The following is a 19,141-nucleotide window of genomic DNA, read 5'->3' on the forward strand; positions in this document are numbered from 1 at the left end:
CCGCTTGTCTTCGACATTCGCTACGCCCGGCCGGCGGTGGATTACGAGGTTTTCGCCGGCAATTTCCACCGCACCAGTCCGGCTGCCGTGTCGATCTGCACGAGTTTCGGCGCGGCGGAGCCCTTCACCGCGATGACGACCCATCCGTGTTCGCAGCTCCCCAGCGGTATTTCGGCCTGCTTGAGGAGTTTGCCGGGTTTGCCGGGCGTCGGCGAGTCGGCCTCCTGGCTGAGCGTTCCGTGCTTGTCGCGCATCACCCAGCCGTAATTGCCGGGCTGGGCGCTACCCTTTTCGGATTTCGCAATGCAAAATTTCACCCGTACCGCGGCGTTCTTGGGATGCTCCGAGTCGAAACCTTCGGGCTCGTATTTCTGCACGGCGACGGTGGATCCGTCCGCCGTGTACCGGACGGTGGTCCCGACCGGCTGCGGCCCGGGAATATCAGCGGTGGGGGCTTTCCCGGCCACGTGATCGCCCGACCCACCGCAACCGGCGAGCATCAGCATGGCGGCAACGGCCGCCGCGGAAACAATTTTGCGTATCACTTCTCAACCCCGTCTTCGACTTTATCGCTGCTCCGAACTGCCGGAGTCATCGGCGTCGCCGTTTCCCCATAGGTCGCCGAACACTTCGTCGGGCGTGGCGAGGGCGTCCGCCGACGCCGACTTGGCCGGCGGATCGGCCCGCAGTCGCACGTGCCGGGTCGACGTCAACCACCCGCGGGGAGTCGTGAACCCGTCGTCCACGGGTTTGTAGATCAACAGCGCCACGATCGAGGCCAGCCGTGCCAGCACGAACACGACAAGGATCCACGTTGCCACCCCCTTGCCCGGATCGGCGGTTTCCAGCCGGTACAGCGACAGGCAGACCGCGAAGAATACCTCGCAAAACATCCACGGCAGTTGCACGGCCCATTGCGGCGCGGTCAGCGCGGCGACCGGGATCAGCCACAGCGAAGCCTGGGGCGGCAACGCCGGAAGGGCGACGAACGAGGACACGAGGGTCACCGACAGCACGGTTTCGAATTTCCATATATCGGGCCGCCGGGCCGCGCACGCTCCCAGGACCACGAGGATCAAGACAACGATCCCCAGGGCCAGCCCGACTTCGAGGCCCTGCGAGGCTGCCACGCCCCCGATGTTCGCCAACCACCACAGCGAACCGGGGCCGACCCCGTAGGACAGCCAATACTGCATGGTTCCCGGGAACGACGGATCGAGCGCCGCTCCGGCCGCGGCAGTTCCGATTGCGCAGCACGTCAGGGCCGTGAGCTGGCGGAGCTTCGCACCGCGCGTGCGCAGGCCGTGAATCAGGACGGCAGCCAACACCAGCAGCGCGACCGGCGACACGAGAACGGCGAGGCCCAGCAGTATTCCGCTCAGCCAACCTCGGCCGGGGTGCGCGAAATCGTCGATCCACAACACGAGCGCCCACACGGCCAACGCAATCGCGACCAAGTCGAATGACCCGGGCGCCGCGAACACCAGCACCGCGCTGAGCCCGACACTGGCGACCCGCCACCGCCGACGGAATCCGAGAACTCGTGCGGTTCCGATCACGACGAAAGCCAGTGCAGCGGCGTCCAGCGTCATGGCGAAAGCGAAAAAGACCTCGGACTGTTCGCCAAGGGATCCGCCCGGCACGAACGCGCCGAGCAGGTGGATCAGCCCCCGGGTGCCCGGGGCGGCGATCAGGTCGGGGAATTGCGGGATGGTGCTGCCGATCGGCGCATCGGGCGGGTTCAAGGACGCGGCACCGCCCGAGGGCGACACCATCGACTGGTATTTGTCGATCAGCCCGGACGAGCACATATGCGACAACGAGCCGGGCGATTTCCAATCCGTGCCGAAGCAGCGGCCCTGGAAAAGTACGCCGACGCCGAACATCGCCAGCGCCGCCACGACGAAGATCCGGACGGCGCTGACGGCCGAACGTCCGGCCGTGAGCGCGTGCCGGCCGAGCGGTCCGCCGACGACCGGGCTGGCCCAGGTGACTATCGGCTGATCGCGGCTGGGTGGTATCTCAGTCGGCACGAGGCAAGCCTATCGACCTGGTCTCGCTTGCCGAGTGGCGGCGAATGGCTGTGCGTCCTCGTAGGGCCCTCGCCGGGTGGTCAGGGCGCCGTGTCGTGCGGGCGTGCCGGTGGATTCACCAAATCCTTCACGCCGTGCCCACCGTCGTGGCCACTACCGCCTTCGTTACCCTCGTCGGAGGAACTGCCGTCGGAGTCGTCGGAGTCGTTCTGTCCTGTGCCCCCGCCGTCGTCCGACGGGGTCGTGTGCGTCGTTGCGGGCGGGCTCGGCGGCTTCGACGGCTCGGTCGGCTGTTCCGTGGGAGATTCGGATTCCGTCGGCGATTCGGACGTCGGCGGCGACGTAGGCGATTCGGACGTCGGCGGCGACGACGGCTCACTCGGCTCCTCGGTGTCCGATTCGGACGTCGGCGGCGGAGTGTACTCCTTCGTCTGGTGTCCACCCGGGGGCGTCTTGTCCGGCAGCGCCTTCAGGCCCGGGAACTGTTCGACAGGCTCACCGGCGAGGGCCTTCTTCATGTAGTCGGTCCACACGATCGTCGGATAGGAGCCGCCATAGATGTAGCTGTAATTGCCGAAGCCTTCGAGCGGAAGCTCGGCGCCGTGCTTACCGACCCGGAACATCGATACGGCAGTCGCCATTTGCGGGGTGTATCCGACGAACCAGGCCGCCTTGCTGCTGTCGGTCGTGCCGGTCTTGCCCGCAGCCGGACGATCCAACCCCTGCGCCACGGTTCCGGTGCCTTCGTCGATCACCGATTCGAGAGCATGCGTCGTTTGCGACATGAGGGCCGGCTGGAACACCTTCTTCCCGGAGGTATCCGGTTTGTAGATCGAATTGCCGTTCGGGCTCGTTACCGACGACACCACATGCGGGTCGTGCCGCACGCCGTTCGCCGCGAACGTCGCGTACGCGCTCGCCATGTCGATATTGTGCGGACTCGCCGTGCCGAGCACGTTTGCGGGATTCGCAGTGAGCCCGGCGGTCTTCTTCGGTAGCCCGGCCTTGACCGCGGCATCCACAGTCTTTTGCGGTCCGATTTGCGTGTTGATCTGCGCGAACACAGTGTTCACCGAATGTGCCGTGGCGTCCAGCACGCTGATCTCGCCGTAGTTCTCCCCCGAATCGTTGTGAATGCCCTCGGGGAAGCCCTTGACGTAAATGCCGCTGTTGCCGTTGTAGTAATCGTCCAGCCGGACGCCCGATTTGAGCGCGGCCACGAGCGTAAACGCCTTGAAGGTCGATCCGGCCTGCACGCGATCATCCGTTGCCGCGTTCACTTGCCGCTCGAGATAGTCCTTACCGCCGTACATGGCCACAACCGCGCCGGTCTTCGGGTTGATGGACGTCAGCCCGACGGTGGTGCCGCTCGGCTGATATTGCGGCAACGCGCTGACCGCGTCATCGGCGGCCTTCATCGCCTTTTGACTGAACGTCGTCACGATCCGGTAGCCGCCGCGGCGCAGCTCGTCGTGCGAGATCCCGGCCTTTGAATTCAACTCGCGGCGCACGTAGTCCAGCAAGTACCCCTTCGTGCCCTTGTACATGCTCTGGTGCTGCTTGGCTTTGTACACGTGCGGGAACTTGGTCTTGTCCCGCTGCGCCTGACTGATGTATCCCTCCTCGACCATGTTGTCGAGGACGTAATTGAAACGCGGCTTGTACTCGCCGGGATCGTCCGCCGGGTCCGCAGCGCCCGGCCGTTGCACCATTGCCGCAAGCATCGCACTTTGCGCCACGTTCAATTTGGACGCAGGCTCGTGGAAATAATCCTGTGCCGCGGTCTCGACTCCGTAATTGCCCCGGCCGAGGTAAATGGTATTGAGATAGTGGGCGAGGATCGCGTCCTTGCTTTGCTGCTGATCGATCTTCAGCGCAATGAACATTTCCTTGATCTTGCGGCTGAACGTGTGCTTGTCGTTCAGATAGAAGTTCTTCACGTATTGCTGCGTGATTGTCGACCCGCCGCCGGCATAGTTGCCGCTGACGACGCCGACCACCGCGCGGCCGATGCCTTTGAACGAGATGCCGCGGTTTTCATAGAACGACTGGTCCTCGGCCGAAACCACTGCGTGCTGCATGGGTTTCGAAATGCCGCCGATCTTCACGCTCTCCCGATCGATATCCGAAAAGCGCCCGAGCTCGGTCTTCCCATCGGCGTAGTAGACGATAGTCGTCTGCTCCCGCGCGGCCGCATTGGCCGGCGGAATATCCGTCGTGACGTATCCGACCACGAATGTGATGCCGCCGATCAACGCAATTCCAAGGATGATCAGCAACACGAGACGCAACGACGGGAGCCACCGCATGACTCCCCTGCGGCCCGGCCGGGGATACTTGAACAGGTTCTTCCGCGAGGCGGCGCCGGACGACGCGGTGGAGCGCGCCCGCGGCTGAGAATTCGCCGGCGCTTTGCGTTTCGGCGCTCTCGGTCGTCGCTTGCTCAAATTTGCCCCTCGAGGTCTGGAATATCGGCCGTCCGCATCCCGGATCCACTGCCCGTGCCGTGATGCGGCATTGTCTGCTGGCCTGCCATCGGCCATGCGGACTGGGCTCGCGGGCTGACGGCCGGGGCTGACGGCGGTGGGGCTATGATCGGCATCAATTGCGTGATGCGGTTGAAGTCTAGGATAGAAGCCAATCTTGTCAATCGCCTAACAATCGCTGAACTATCGTGGTGAATTTCACCACTCGGCCCGTCGGATCGCCCGCGATTCGCAGGTCAGGAAGGACCCGTCGCGATGCTTTCCACCTGGCTGACCCGGACCCTGAATTTGCGCGCGCCGATCATTGGCGCCCCGATGGCGAACCGCTCCGGAGGCCGGCTGGCACGCGCCGTCACATCCGGCGGCGGGCTCGGCATGATCGGTGCCGGCTCCGCCGCAACACCGGCATGGCTGCGCGAGAACGCGGCGCGCGCATCGACGCCGGACGACGCGACTCAAGGCGACGCGGGTGACGGCGAGCGCTTCGGCGTCGGGCTGATGACCTGGTCGATCGACCGCGACCGCACGCTGTTCGATGCGGTCTTGGCCGAACGGCCCGCCGTCGTGTCGCTGTCCTTTGGCGATCCGGCACCGTACGTCGACGATGTGCACGACGCCGGCGCACTCGTGATGTCGCAAGTCAACACGCCGGCCGATCTGCGACTGGCCGAGGACGCCGGCGTGGACTTCGTCGTCGCGCAAGGCACGGACGCCGGCGGCCACACCGGCGTCATCGGCACGTTGCCGCTGCTGCAGCAAGTGCTCGATCGTGCCTCCATCCCGGTGCTGGCCGCCGGCGGAATCGCGACCGGACGCGGACTCGCCGCAGTGCTGGCGGCCGGCGCGGAGGGAGCCGTCGTCGGCACCGCGCTGCTCGGCAGCCCCGAAGCCGATATTCCGGACGGGCTTCGCGAACGCTTGTTCGCCGCCGAGGCCGAGGAGACCGTGTACACGCGCGCATTCGATACCGCAATGGGCACGCCGTGGCCGCACCGGTGGGGCGGCCGGGCCATCCACAACCGGTTCATCGACGAATGGGACGGCCGGCTGGATGAGTTGGCGCACGACGGACATGCCGGCGATCTTGTCCGCGCCGCGAACCGGGCCGGCAATCCGGACGCCGCCGGGCTCTACGCCGGCCAAGGCGTCGGAATGCTCAGCGACGGCGCGCCGGCCGCCGACGTCGTCGCACGGATGGCGACCGACGCCGAAGCGCTGCTCGGCCGACGGTTCTAGGACGCGATCACCGCAGTATCAGTCGCCTTGCGGCGGCTGCTTCGGCGCCGGCGGATCTGCCGGCGGTTCGGGCGCATCGTCGATGACCGGCTCTGCGGCCTGCTCGCCTGCGGCTTCATCGCCCGCGACCTGACCGGCCGCCGTCGCCTCGGACTCGGCTTCTTCAACGATCTTGTCGATCGGAACGTTGAGAATGTCCTCCAGCTTGGTTCCGGCGCGGCCCTGTTCTTTTTCGGCAGTGCTCACATCGCCGAACGCGTTTGCGGCGTCCTGATTCAAAGCCTCCAACGTCGACTTCGTATCGGGCGCGCCCACCGGTCCCGAGTCCTGACTGCCGGCCGAGTCGTCGTCCCGGGTCGCCGGCGGCATCAGACCTGCCGACCCACCGTCGTCCGGAGTCGTATTGCCCAGCGCTCCGCCGATCCCCTTCAGCGCCTCGCCGACTTCGCTGGGAATGACCCATAGCTTGTTGGACGTGCCTTCGGCGATCTTGGGCAGTGTTTGCAGGTACTGGTAGGCCAGCAATTTCTGGTCGGGCTTGCCTTCGTGAATGGCGTTGAACACCTTCATGATGGCCGCCGATTCGCCGTCGGCGCGCAAGACCGATGCCTTGGCGGCGCCTTCGGCCTCGAGAACCGCCGATTTCGCGGCGCCTTCGGCCTGCAGAATCGACGATTGGCGTTCGCCCTCGGCCGTGAGGATCTGCGACTGCTTGGTGCCTTCGGCCGTCAAAATCACGGCGCGGCGGTCGCGCTCGGCGCGCATCTGCTTTTCCATCGAGTCCTGGATCGACAGCGGCGGATCAATGGCCTTCAGCTCGACGCGCGAGACCCGGATGCCCCATTTGCCGGTGGCTTCGTCGAGCACTCCGCGCAGCTGGCCGTTAATCTGGTCGCGCGAGGTGAGCGCTTGTTCCAGGTTCAGTCCGCCGACCACGTTACGAAGCGTCGTGGTGGTCAGCTGCTCGACGGCCTGGATGTAGTTGGCGATCTCATACGTCGCTGCTCGGGCGTCGGTGACCTGAAAGTACACGACGGTGTCGATCGATACGACCAGGTTGTCCTCGGTGATGACCGGCTGCGGCGGGAACGACACGACCTGCTCGCGCAAATCGATGAGCGGCCGGATCCGGTCAACGAACGGGATCAACAAGGCCAGGCCGGGGTTCAACGTCTTCTGGTAGCGGCCGAGCCGTTCGACGACTCCTGCGCGGGCCTGCGGGACAATCCTGACGCTGCGTGACAAGACGATGATCACGAAGATCAATATGATGAGCGCGACTATCCAGCCGCCGGCGTTATCCATTCTCGCTCCCCCAAATTCGGCGGACGTCGTCCGCTCGCTCGATTCCGCGGACGTTGTCCGCCCGGTAAGTTCTTAGACGACTTCATCTCGTGTCACGACCGCCGTCGCGCCGTCGATCAAGGCAACCGACACGTTCTCGCCGGCTTGGATGACAGTATCGGCGTCCATGGTGCGCGCCGTCCAGACGTCACCGCCGATCTTGACGAGCCCGCTCGACGAATCGACCGCCTCGAGCGCCAGGGCGCTGGCCCCCAGCAGGGCGTCGACGTTGGTACGGCGTCCCGGCGGTCCTTTCCGAAGGTGTCGGATCGCCACCGGGCGGACGAGGAAGATCATCAGCAGGCCGACGATCGCGGCCACCACGACCTGGACGGCCGCCCCGGCCGGCGTGAACGACGTGGCAAGTCCGGCGACGGCTCCGACCGCAAGCATGCCGAAGAGCAGATCCAGACTGACGATCTCGATGCCGGCCAATGCCAGCGTGATCACCAGCCAGATCAACCACGGATTTTCGGCGAGCCAACCCAATGCCGTGAGACCTCCAATCGAATTTTCCGTCCCTTTCCTCCATCATGCCCGAAATACGTGCACTCTTGGGCCGAACGCCGATATTCGTCATGGGACCGAAACAATTTCCCCGCTGTCACCGGCCGGCGGATCGGTTCCCGCCCCGAGTGGCGGCCAATGGTCGTCGCCCCGCCCCGAGTGGCGGCCAATGGTCATCGGGCGGCCGGTTTTGCCGCCATTGGCCACCACTCGGCGGGTGTCACTGCCGTGCCCGGCCGCTGAACGCCGTCGGCGCCCTCTTTGCAGGGATTGACGAGGGAAGGGTGTTGACTGGTCTCGAACGTTTGTCTTTTAAGGAGAGTGCTCGGCATGGCAGAGACAGTCGCAGATCAGCTTGTCGCTCAGCTCAGCGCGGCGGGCGTCAAACGCATTTACGGCATCGTGGGCGACAGCCTGAACCCGGTCGTCGACGCCGTTCGGCGAAGCGGCGGTTCGGCGAAGGGCGGCATCGACTGGGTGCATACGCGCCATGAGGAAGCCGCGGCGTTCGCGGCGGCGGCCGAGGCACAGCTGACCGGCACCGTCACGGCATGTGCGGGATCGTGCGGACCGGGCAACCTCCACTTGATCAACGGCTTGTACGACGCGCAGCGATCGAGCGCGCCCGTGATCGCGATCGCCGCGGACATTCCGAGCATCGAGGTCGGCTCGAACTATTTCCAGGAAACGCATCCGATCAGGCTGTTCAACGAATGCTCCTGGTACAACGAGCACATCTCCACGGCCCAGCAAGCACCGCGCGTCGTTCACCACGCCCTCCAGATCGCGCAGGGCCGTTCCGGCGTGGCGGTCGTGACGTTGCCGGGCGATCTGGCCGAGAAGGAGGCGGTAGGCCGGGCGCCGCAGTACACCCGGCCTGCCGCGCCGAGCGTGACCCCGGACGACGAAACAGTAAAGAAATTCGCCGAACTGATCAACAAGTCCAAAAAGGTCGCGATCTTTGCCGGCATCGGCGTGGCGGGCGCCCACGACGAAGTACTCGCCTTCGCCGACAAGGTCGGCGCCCCGATCGGCCACTCGCTGCGCGGTAAGGATTTCATCCAGTACGACAATCCGAACGACGTGGGCATGACCGGCCTGCTGGGGTACGGCGCGGCACATGCCGGGATCCACGACGCCGATCTGTTGATTCTGCTCGGCACCGACTTTCCCTACGAGCAATTCCTTCCGGACGACGTCACAACCGTGCAGGTCGACATCGCGGCCGAGCGGCTCGGCTGGCGCACGCCGATCGACCTGGCAGTACACGGAGACGTCTTGTCGACGCTGGCCGCGCTGGATCCGATGGTCAAGGACAAGCGCAATAAGTCCTACCTGAAGAAGATGCTGAAACGCCATGACGAGTTGATGACCAAGTCCGTCGGCGCGTACACCAAGAACGTCCAGGACCTCGTCCCGATCCATCCCGAATACATCGCTTCGATCCTTGACGATCTGGCCGATGACGACGCCGTCTTCACCATGGACACCGGCATGACAACGGTCTGGGGAGCCCGTTACATCAACCCGACCGGACGGCGTCGCACGCTCGGCTCGTTCACGCACGGGTCGATGGCCAACGCCCTACCCCAGGCCATCGGCGCCCAGCTGACCGACCCGAACCGGCAGATCGTCTCGATGAGCGGCGATGGCGGCCTCGGCATGCTGATGGGCGAGCTCCTCACGGTGGGCATGTACAAGTTGCCGGTGAAGATCCTGGTGTTCAACAACTCGACACTCGGAATGGTCAAGGCCGAAATGCTCGTGGCCGGACTGCCCGACTTCGGCGTGGACGTGCCGGGCGTCGACTATTCGGCTCTGGGCACGGCACTCGGTATGCACTCGCAGCGCGTCGAGCAGCCCGGCGACGTCGAAGCAGCGCTCACCGCTGCGCTCGAGCACGACGGCCCGGCGCTCGTGGACTTCGTCACCGATCCGATGGCCTTGTCGGTGCCGACCAAGATCACGCCGGATCAAATCATGGGATTCGCCGCGGGCGTCAGTAAGTTGGTGCTCGGTGGCGGGGCCGGCGAGGCCATGAAGATGGCCAAGTCGAACCTGCGCAATATTCCGCGCAACTAACCCTTCAGGTCGGGGAAGTCGCTATCGGCGAATTCCCGTCCCTCGCCGACCGGCGACTCCCCGGCTCCCGGGTGCAAATCATTTTCGCGCGTCCGCAGTTCGACGCGCCGAATCTTGCCGGAGATTGTTTTCGGCAGTTCGGCGAACTCCAGGCGGCGGATTCGCTTGTAGGGCGCCAAATGTTCTCGGGCAAACGCCAGAATGTCCTTGGCGGTCTCGGCGGTGGGCTCGTACCCGGATGCCAACACGACGTAGGCCTTCGGCACCGACAGACGCAGCGGGTCCGGGGACGGCACGACTGCCGCTTCGGCGACGGCGTCGTGTTCGATCAGCGCGCTTTCCAGCTCGAACGGCGAGAGCCGGTAATCGGACGACTTGAACACGTCATCGGCGCGGCCGACGTAGGTGATGTAGCCGTTCTCGTCGCGTTCGGCCACATCGCCGGTGTGGTAGAAGCCGTCGCGCATGGCCGTGGCCGTCAGTTCGGGCGCATCGTGATAACCGGTCATCAGACCGAGCGGCCGTTTGGACAGGTCCAGACAAATCTCGCCATGATCGCCGATCTCGCCGGTTGCCGGGTCGATCAACGCCACCGTGTAGCCGGGCATGGGTAGCCCCATCGATCCCGGCTTCACCGGATTGCCGAGTGAATTGGCAATCTGCACTGTCGTCTCGGTCTGGCCGAATCCGTCGCGGATCGTCACGCCCCATGCGGCCTTCACCCTGTCGATGACTTCGGGGTTGAGCGGCTCGCCGGCGCCCACTGCCTTTGTCGGAGGGGTGGGCAGCTGGGACAGGTCGGCCTGGATCAACATCCGCCACACCGTCGGAGGCGCACAAAAACTGGTCACACCCGCTCTGTCCATTTGCGCCATCAGCGCGCCGGCATCGAACCGGGTGTAGTTGTACAAAGACACGCACGATTCGGCGATCCACGGCGCAAAGAAGTTCGACCATGCGTGCTTGGCCCAGCCCGGAGACGCCACATTCAAATGCACGTCGCCGGGTTCGAGCCCGATCCAATACATCGTGGACAGGTGCCCCACCGGGTACGACACATGCGTGTGTTCGACGAGCTTGGCTTGCGCCGTGGTTCCGGACGTGAAGTACAGCAGGAGCGTGTCGGAGGCCTTCGTCGGGCCGTCGGGGGCGAATTCGACCGGCGCGCCGTCGGCGTCCGCATAGTCGTGGACACGTGCGCCGTCCGTGCCGGACGCCCCGTCGGCGCCGCCGACCACAATGCGCGCAAAGTCGCGGTTCACGCCGTCCAGCTTCGGCGAATCGGCGACGCCGACCACCACAAATTTGGCGCCGCCGCGGTGAACCCGATCATCGAGATCGTTGGTGTTCAACATGGTGGTGGTTGGGATCATGACGGCGCCGAGCTTGGTGCACGCCAACATGGTTTCCCACAGTTCGACCTGATTGCCGAGCATCACGATGACCCGGTCGCCTCGGCCGATCCCAATGGACCTGAACCAATTGGCCACCTGGGACGAGCGAGCCGACAGCTCGGCAAAACTGCGCTTTTCCTCGCTTCCGTCCTGCTCGACTATCCACAATGCCGGCGACTCGTTGTCGACCGCCACGGCATCGAACCAATCCAGGGCGAAGTTGAATTCGTCGAACTGCGGCCATTCGAAGTCGGCCACTGCGGCTGCGTAGTTCTCTTTGTTCGCCACCAAGCGGTCGCGAGCTGCTCGAAACTGGTCGGTCACACTCATGGTTCTCCTCGTCGAGATGGATAACTCTTGCATTCTCGCACGCGCGCCATCAAATGGCGGCCAGTGGTTTATCCCCGTTGTCCCCGCACCGAGTGGTGGCGAATGGCTGCGAAATCGGCGATTTCGCAGCCATTCGCCACCACTCGGCGAACCGGGACAGCCGTTCGCCACCACTCGGCGAACCGGGGCAGCCGTTCGCCACCACTCGGCAGGGGCAGCGGGCCGGCCCGAACTCTCGTCCACAGGCCACGCCCACAGCCCCCGGAGTACCGAGTTATCCACAGGGGGTAGAGGCGAGAGACACTTCGGACTTCAATCACAAGCATGAATCGTCAACCCATTGAGACGCCGATCGCCTTCACCGTCGAGGACGGCCGCAGTCACGGGCTGTCGCGGGCCATGATGCGCTCGAGCCGCTACAAGAAGCCCTGGCGCGGCGTTCGCATCAAAGCCGAAAACGCCGAGGACACGTTCGTTCGCGCCTCTCTTGCGCAATTGCAGCGCCCGGATGCCGTCATCAGCCATTCCACCGCGGCCGAATTGCTGGGGTTGCCGGTACGGCCGGGCGGTGGATTGCACCTCACGACCGACACCGACAAGGCACCCCAAGCGAAGACACGCGCACAGCTGCCCGGCACGATTGCGCACCGGTCGACGTTATCGGCCGACGACAGCATGACCTTGGCGACACCGGTCATCGCTCCATCGAATTTCGATGGCGGCCGCACCGGGATCGAACAGCTCACGGCGCCCGCCACACACCCGCTGCCGGACGGCGTCCGGATCACCACGCCGCTGCGTACCTGGGTCGACTTGGCAGCGCAGGGGTTGCCGGTGGACGACCTGGTCGCGGTCGGCGATGCCCTGATCAGCTTGCGGTTCAGCTTCTGCACAAGTGCGGAATTGCTGGACGCCGTCCGGCAGCTGCGGCCGATTCGCGGCGTCCGGCATCTGCGCCAGGCGGCCGAACTGATTCGCGCCGGCACCGATTCCGTCAAAGAGACCGAGCTGCGACTCGCCATCGTCAAGGCGGGCTTTCCCGAACCGGAGATCAACGTACCCGTTCTCGATCCCGCCACGGGCGGCAGAATTGCGCAGCCGGACCTCCAGTACCGCGCGCTGCGCATCGCCATCGAATACGACGGCGACCACCACCGCGTCGATCGAAAACAGTGGCAGCACGACCTGGTGCGCAACGACGGACTGATCGACCTGGGGTGGCGAGTTCTGCTTGCGACCGACCTGACGCTTCGCGAAGGGAAACAATGGACGCGATTCATCGACCGGTTGGCGGCTCTCGTGCATGATCAACAACGCGGGATTCGGTAGCGCCCGGTCCGATTGCGCCTTCGTCGCGCCGCCCCGCCCCGGCTTTCCGGACCGAGTGGTGGCGAATGGCTGCAAAATCGGCGATTTTGCAGCCGTTCGCCACCACTCGGCGGGAGGGGACAGCCGTTCGCCACCACTCGGCGGGGTCAGCGGGAGGCCCACCACTCCTTGAGCCGCCTTTCGGCCTCGTCGCGGCCGAGCGGTCCATTCTCCATCCGCAGATCGAGCAGGAACCGGTACGCCTGACCGACTGCGGGGCCCGGCGGTATGTCGAGGATCGTCATGATCGAGCGGCCGTCCAGATCGGGCCGGACGGCGTCCATCTCTTCTTTCTCGCGCAACTCACCAATGCGGCGCTCCAGGTCGTCGTACGCGTGGGCCAGTCGGTCGGCCTTGCGGCGGTTGCGCGTCGTGACATCCGATCGGATCAGGATGTGCAGCCGGCCCAGCAGCGGCCCGGCGTCGGTGACGTACCGGCGCACGGCCGAATCGGTCCACCCGGCGTCGCCGTACCCGAAGAACCGCAAGTGCAGCTCGACCAGCCGCGCCACCGCCTTGGTGGTGTCCTTGTCGAACCGCAGCTGTTTCATCCGCTTGGCAGTCAGTTTGGCGCCGACCACGTCGTGGTGATGAAAGCTCACCCGGCCGCCCGGCTCGAACCGGCGCGTCGCCGGCTTGCCGACGTCGTGCATCAAGGCGGCGAATCGGACGATGAAGTCCGGTCCCTCCACCGTGTCCGGTCCCTCGAGGTCGATCGCCTGCTCGAGCACCGTGAGCGTGTGCTGATACACATCCTTGTGCCGGTGATGTTCGTCCCGTTCGCGCACGAGCGCCGCAACCTCCGGCAGTACGTAGTCGGCCAGGCCCGTGTCGACGAGCAGTTCGATCCCGGCACGCGGATCCTTGCCGCACATCAGCTTGACGAGTTCGGCTTGTACCCGCTCCGCCGAGACGATCTCGATCCGCGCGGCCATGTCGGTCATTGCCGCACCCACCGAGGGGTGGACGCCGAACCCGAGCTGCGAGACGAACCGGGCCGCGCGCAGCATCCGCAGCGGATCGTCCGAGAACGAATCGGCGGCAAGGCCCGGCGTCCGCAGCACTCCGGCGCCCAGGTCGCCGAGACCGCCGGACGGATCGACGAACGTCAACTCCGGCAGCCGCACGGCCATCGCGCCCACCGTGAAATCACGCCTGGTCAGATCGCCGTCCAGCGTGTCGCCGAAGACGACCTCCGGTTTACGCGAGTCCGCCTGATATTTTTCGGCCCGATACGTCGTGATCTCGAGGATCTCGCCGTTCTTCCGCAGCCCGATTGTGCCGAATTCACGCCCGATCTCCCAATGCGCATCCGCCCACCCGTCGATAACGCGCAGGACGTCGTCCGGTCGGGCGTTCGTGGTCAGGTCCAGATCGGGCGTCGGCCTGCCTAAAAAAGCGTCCCGCACCGATCCGCCGACCAGTGCCAGCTCGTATCCGGCGCCTGCAAAGCGGCGACCGAGGTCTCCGATGACCGGGTCCAAAGCGGCGAGCCTGTCGGTCAAGCGTTTCTTTGCCGCATGAACGGCAGTCGTGTCTTCGGTGATAATGGGCTCCTCGCGCCGGCGATTGCACGGCCTGGCGGCGTCGTTGACAAGTTCGGACAAACTACAGGCGACATTTTACTGGCGCCGGTGAGCGTTCGACATCCGTCCAGGCTCGGCCATTAGAGTAAAGGGATGCCATTGCCAAAGCCGGGGCCCGCCCCACGCATCCCGACGGTGGAAGAAACCTCCGCCGGTGGCATGGTCGTAGACTTCGATGCGCGCGGCTACCCGGTCGCGGTGATTGGACGTCTCAATCGCGGCGGTCGCCTGGAATGGTGCCTGCCAAAGGGACATTTGGAAGCCGGTGAGACCGAGGAGCAGGCGGCGATTCGCGAAATACACGAGGAGACCGGCATCCTGGGCGATATCGTCGGGCGGCTCGGCGACGTCGAATATTGGTTTGCGGCCGGCGGTCAGCGCATCCACAAGATGGTGCACCACTACCTGCTGCGCGCCCGCGGCGGCACCATCACGGTGGAAAACGACCCCGATCATGAAGCCGTGGAAGCTGCGTGGGTACCGATCGTCGAACTGCCGGCTCGCTTGTCGTTTCCCAATGAACGGCGCATCGCTCGACTTGCATACGCCGCTATCGCGGGGCAGGCGTGAGGCGCCGGAAGCGTCCCCGGCTTGCGCTGGCCGGGACGGCGGCCGCCGCCGCCATTGGCCTCGTCGGCTTGCCGATGCCCGCTTTCGCCGCGCCGGACGACGGGTCGGGCTCGTCGCCGTCCGCCACCTCGCCGGGTCCGTCGGATACTCCGACACTTGACTCGAACAGCCCGACGGCCGGCCCGACAGTGCCGTCGAAGACCCCGGGCGAGGGTCCGACTTCCGAGCCGCCCGATGGCAGCGGCCAGGACACCGAGCCGGTTGCCGACACCGGATACGTCGAAATCGACTCGGTCACGCCAAAGCTCACCCCGCACGGCACTCTCACCGTCAAGGGGCGCATCGTCAACGGCTCCGACCATGCGCTCACTCATTCGCGGCTGCGCCTGGAGTATCAACGCACGGCGCTGTCCTCGCGCGATGAGCTGCAACGATGGGCGTCGAATCCGCACGCCGACCAGCTGGCGGCCGAATTGTCGACCGAAAACGCCGACGCCTCGGGTAAACGCAGCAGCAAGGGCAACAGCACCGGCGACGGCGGCACCGCCGGCGGCAGCGTGTCGGCCGCAAAGACCGCCGCATTGTCGACGTCCATCGCTCCGGGCGATTCCACCGGCTTCACCTTTTCGGTCAAGGCGTCCGATCTCGGATTCACCACCCTGAACCCCGACTCCAATTGGGGGGCGCGAGGCATCGCGGTTGAACTCACGGCGGACGACGGGACGAAGGATGGTCTCACCACGACGGCGCCCAGCTTCGTCACCTGGTATCCGCATCCCCACCTGAAACCCAGCCGCATCAGCACGCTCATCCCGATCAGCGGGCCGCGCCGGACGGACGACGACGGCCTGGCCACTGCCAAGGATCTGGACGACGCCGTCACCGGCGACGGCAAGCTCCTGGCCCTGCTGGACGGCGCGGACAATCCCGCCATTTCCTGGGCGGTGGATCCCGCGCTCATCAAGTCGATCAAGACCCGGCTGAACCCGAAGCCCGTGAGCCCGACGGGCACTCCGACGTCCAGCCCGACACCGACCGAATCGCCGGAGGCCGATTCGGAGCTGGCCGACTGGTACAAAAAATTCCTTGCCGCGGGACAGCGCCGCACCGTCGTGGCGCTGCCGTGGGCCGATCCGGATCTGCAGGCGCTGACGAAGTCCAAGCTGGCCGGTCTGCTCGGCCCCGCCAAAAACAAATCCGACCTCGTGACCGATGCCTTTCCGCGCGCCATCACATCGACGGCGTGGCCGGTGTTCGACACGGCACACGAGAAGTCGCTGCGCGCCCTGAAAAAGGTCGGCTACACGAACGTGCTCCTATCGAGCACGCAACAACGGTTCGACGTCGGTTACACGCCGACCGCACGCGGCAAGTTGCCGGCGGACCAGTCGGGCCTCGGCACCGTGACGGCGGATGCAACGCTGTCGAGCCTCCTGGCCAGTCTCGGTCGCGACGGGCCCGTGCAAGAGCCGGTGGCGGACGACTCCGACGGCGTGACGCTCTCGCCCGTCAGCAAAGGCCAGGACATTGCCCGAATCATCGCCGAAACGGCCACCATCACGCACGAGCGGCCCAGCGATCCGCGCACCGTGCTGATGGCGGCGCCGCGGAACTTCACGCCGGACGGGGCGTCGCTGCGCCAGCTGTTCGACAGGCTCGACTCGATTCCGTGGATGACGACCACCAGCCTGAAGAAGCTGATGGCCGAGAAACCGGACACCACCGAGACATTCACTGCCGAGGCCGCCGGCGGCGCGCTGAGCGCCGCAACCCTCAACCGGCTCGTCGAGTCCCGCCGCGAGTTCGACGAGTTCAGTGCGATCCTGGCGCATCCGAAGGTGGCCCGCGATCACCTCGACCGGGAACTTGTCGGGCTGGCGTCGGCCAAATGGCACGGCCGGGACGGCTGGAAGGCGCAGGTGACCGACGTCGTGCACCGCATCGCGTCGGATATTCAAAGCGTGGCGGTGGTGAAGGGATCGCCGGTCCTGCTCGTGACCGGGGACAAGGCGAAACTCGCCGTGCAGGTGCAGAACAACTTCGACAAGGCGGCGCACGTCGTCGTCCGGATGAACCCGGAGACGCCGCAGTTGCAAGGCGGCACCTCGAAACCGGTGACAGTGCCGGCACACCGCGGCTCCCGCGTCGAGGTGCCGGTCAAGGGTCTTGCCAACGCCGACGTTCAGGTCGAAGTCAGCATCGAATCGACCGGCGGGCATCAAGTCGGGGCATCCACCACCCGCACCGTGCGGGTGCGCGCCGACTGGGAAAATATCGGCACCGCCATCATTGGCGCTATTGTGGCAGTGATCTTCATCTTCGGCATTGTCCGGACGTTCCGCCGCGGCCGCATCACAGTCACGGGCGACGACCTGGCCGCTGCCGAGACGCTTGTCAACTCGCGGCTGGAAACGGGCGATATGCCGGTGATCCGCAGCGAGCTCTCCGGCGACCGCCGCGGCGACCGCCACGACCCGGACACCGTCCGCGCCAGGCACGGACGCGATCAACGAGGAAAACACGAATGACGGCTCCGGCGACCGCCCGGTTCGGACGCGCTTCGGCGATCATGGGTGCCGGCTCCCTGGTCTCGCGGGTTCTCGGCCTCGTGAAGATCATGGTGCTGGCCACCGCCATCGGCGTCACGTTCGGCCCGGCCAACGCGTTCGACGTCGCCAACAAGATCCCCAACACCCTCTATATGCTCATCGGCGGCGGTGTCATGAACGCCGTCCTGGTCCCGCAGGTCGTCAGGGCATCGAAACGGCCGGACGGCGGACGCGATTACACCGACCGTCTGCTCACCCTTGCCATCGGCGCGTTGTTGATCATCACGCTGGTGCTGACGGCGTGCAGCGCCGCCATGGTCTGGGTGTACACGTCGGTCGGCTCGGGCTCGTGGACGCCGGACCAGACGGCACTGGCCACGGCGTTCGCGTACTGGTGCCTGCCGCAAGTCTTCTTTTACGGCCTGTACACGCTGCTCGGTCAGGTGCTCAACGCCCGCGGGTCGTTCGGACCGTACATGTGGGCGCCGGTCGTCAACAACGTCGTAGCCATCGCCGGCCTCGTCACGTTCATCATCCTGTTCGGCCCGGGCAGCCACGGCCAGCACGGCATCCACGACTGGGATTCGGCCAAGATCGCCGTATTGGCCGGCACCGCCACGCTGGGCGTCGTCGCACAGGCGCTGATCTTGATTTGGCCGCTGCGCCGCGACGGGTTCGGGTTCACCCCGCGGTTCGGCTGGCGCGGAGTCGGTCTCGGGACGGCGTCCCGCGTCGCGTCGTGGTCGATGGCCCGGTTGATCGTCGCGCAGGTGGGGTTTGCCGTCATTTCCAACGTCGCGGCCGGCGTCGGCCAAAGCGATGCGTCCAACTCGGCGTATTCGTACGGGTATCTCGTGTTCATGCTGCCGCACGGGCTGGCGACGGTGTCCATTTCGACGGCGTTGTTCACCGCGATGTCCGCACACGCCGCGGACGGCGACACGGCAAGTGTGCGCGCCAATTTATCCGTCGGGCTGCGCACCGTCGGAGTCATGACGATTTTCGCCACGGCCGCCATCGTGGTCATCGGCGGCCAAATCGGCTTCACCCTGACCGGCGGTGCCGCCTCTCAAGGCGCCGCCGTCGGCAAGGTGATAGTGGCAATGATCGTGGGAATCGTGCCGTTCAGCGCGTCGTACCTGCTCAGCCGCGTGTTTTACGCGTACGAGGACGCTCGCACGCCCTTCTTCGTGCAAATCTGGACAATTCTCGTCACAACTGCGGGCGTCCTTGCCTCGAGCATGCTGCCCGACCAGTGGGTGGTCGTCGGCATTGGCGTGTCCATGTCGGTCGGCAACCTGGTTGGCGCCGTCATCGCGGCCGCCAAGGCCCGCAGCCTGCTGGGCGGGATCGACGGAGAGCGCACGCTCCGCACGCACGTGCGACTGGCCGCGGCCGCAATAGTCTCGGCCGTGGTCGGCGCCGCAATACTGTACTTGGTGCACGGCTTCGCCTGGTCCGGCCGGCTCGAAGCGTTCACTGCGGCAATCATCGTGGGCATTCCCATGACGGCGGTTTACTTTTTCATGTGTCTCGTCTTCAATGTGCGTGAGATTCGTGACCTAATCGGCCTTGTGCTTGGGAGATTCCGCCGGTCGGTTCGTTAGGCTTACGGTACGGTCTCGATATTCTCGACCCGGAATTTTTGTTGCGCTC

13 protein-coding genes are annotated in these 19,141 nt (G+C 65.5%); 6 read left to right on the forward strand and 7 right to left on the reverse strand.

All coding sequences use genetic code 11. The features are described 5' to 3' along the window. Positions 1–41 precede the first annotated feature (41 nt). The 3 genes from BJY26_RS04340 to BJY26_RS04350 form a co-directional block, all read right to left on the reverse strand. Positions 42–545 (reverse strand): hypothetical protein, encoded by a 504-nt coding sequence (locus BJY26_RS04340; RefSeq protein WP_179426012.1) that lies wholly within the window; start codon positions 543–545, stop codon positions 42–44. A 21-nt stretch (positions 546–566) separates the two neighbouring features. Further along, entirely contained in the window at positions 567–2,033 is a 1,467-nt protein-coding gene (locus BJY26_RS04345; RefSeq protein ID WP_179426014.1) for a glycosyltransferase 87 family protein, read from the reverse strand. Between the two features lie 80 nt (positions 2,034–2,113). Continuing rightward, positions 2,114–4,342, reverse strand: a complete 2,229-nt coding sequence (locus tag BJY26_RS04350; RefSeq protein WP_179426016.1) for a transglycosylase domain-containing protein — start codon at positions 4,340–4,342, stop codon at positions 2,114–2,116. Positions 4,343–4,774: 432 nt separating this feature from the next. Here BJY26_RS04350 and BJY26_RS04355 point away from each other — a divergent pair, with 432 nt between their 5' ends. Continuing rightward, positions 4,775–5,755 carry an NAD(P)H-dependent flavin oxidoreductase gene (locus BJY26_RS04355; protein WP_179426018.1) on the forward strand — a complete coding sequence of 327 codons (981 nt, stop codon included), beginning with the start codon at positions 4,775–4,777 and terminating at the stop codon, positions 5,753–5,755. An 18-nt stretch (positions 5,756–5,773) separates the two neighbouring features. Here BJY26_RS04355 and BJY26_RS04360 read toward each other — a convergent pair whose 3' ends face one another. Continuing rightward, entirely contained in the window at positions 5,774–7,060 is a 1,287-nt protein-coding gene (locus tag BJY26_RS04360) for an SPFH domain-containing protein (RefSeq protein ID WP_179426020.1), read from the reverse strand. 72 nt (positions 7,061–7,132) lie between these two features. Next, the gene (locus BJY26_RS04365; RefSeq protein ID WP_237249037.1) at positions 7,133–7,561 is read right to left on the reverse strand and encodes an NfeD family protein; all 429 of its coding nucleotides are present in this window, start codon (positions 7,559–7,561) and stop codon (positions 7,133–7,135) included. A 375-nt stretch (positions 7,562–7,936) separates the two neighbouring features. Between BJY26_RS04365 and BJY26_RS04370 the strand changes: the two genes are divergently transcribed. Further along, positions 7,937–9,688 carry a pyruvate dehydrogenase gene (locus BJY26_RS04370; RefSeq protein WP_179426022.1) on the forward strand — a complete coding sequence of 584 codons (1,752 nt, stop codon included), beginning with the start codon at positions 7,937–7,939 and terminating at the stop codon, positions 9,686–9,688. Here the strand turns inward: BJY26_RS04370 and BJY26_RS04375 are convergent. Next, positions 9,685–11,412 (reverse strand): AMP-binding protein, encoded by a 1,728-nt coding sequence (locus tag BJY26_RS04375; protein WP_179426023.1) that lies wholly within the window; start codon positions 11,410–11,412, stop codon positions 9,685–9,687. The two genes, BJY26_RS04370 and BJY26_RS04375, sit on opposite strands and share 4 nt — an antisense overlap. A gap of 324 nt (positions 11,413–11,736) precedes the next feature. On the opposite strand from BJY26_RS04375, the gene BJY26_RS04380 reads away from it, so the two are divergent. Next, complete coding sequence (locus BJY26_RS04380) at positions 11,737–12,741, forward strand: PDDEXK family nuclease (protein ID WP_179426024.1); 1,005 nt, start codon at positions 11,737–11,739, stop codon at positions 12,739–12,741. Between the two features lie 146 nt (positions 12,742–12,887). Here BJY26_RS04380 and BJY26_RS04385 read toward each other — a convergent pair whose 3' ends face one another. After that, the gene (locus tag BJY26_RS04385) at positions 12,888–14,285 is read right to left on the reverse strand and encodes a CCA tRNA nucleotidyltransferase (RefSeq protein WP_218852592.1); all 1,398 of its coding nucleotides are present in this window, start codon (positions 14,283–14,285) and stop codon (positions 12,888–12,890) included. Between the two features lie 174 nt (positions 14,286–14,459). Between BJY26_RS04385 and BJY26_RS04390 the strand changes: the two genes are divergently transcribed. The 3 genes from BJY26_RS04390 to murJ are packed head-to-tail and all read left to right on the forward strand — an operon-like array spanning position 14,460 to position 19,092. Further along, positions 14,460–14,936, forward strand: coding sequence for an NUDIX hydrolase (locus BJY26_RS04390; RefSeq protein WP_179426025.1), 477 nt, complete (start codon positions 14,460–14,462; stop codon positions 14,934–14,936). Then, on the forward strand, positions 14,933–17,464 hold the full coding sequence (locus tag BJY26_RS04395; RefSeq protein WP_179426026.1) for a DUF6049 family protein: 2,532 nt from the start codon (positions 14,933–14,935) through the stop codon (positions 17,462–17,464). The genes BJY26_RS04390 and BJY26_RS04395 overlap by 4 nt, the downstream gene beginning before the upstream one ends. Then, positions 17,461–19,092 (forward strand): murein biosynthesis integral membrane protein MurJ, encoded by a 1,632-nt coding sequence (murJ, locus tag BJY26_RS04400; RefSeq protein WP_179426027.1) that lies wholly within the window; start codon positions 17,461–17,463, stop codon positions 19,090–19,092. The genes BJY26_RS04395 and murJ overlap by 4 nt, the downstream gene beginning before the upstream one ends. The last annotated feature ends 49 nt before the right edge of the window (positions 19,093–19,141 follow it).

This window comes from Spelaeicoccus albus (assembly GCF_013409065.1).
GTDB lineage: Bacteria > Actinomycetota > Actinomycetes > Actinomycetales > Brevibacteriaceae > Spelaeicoccus > Spelaeicoccus albus.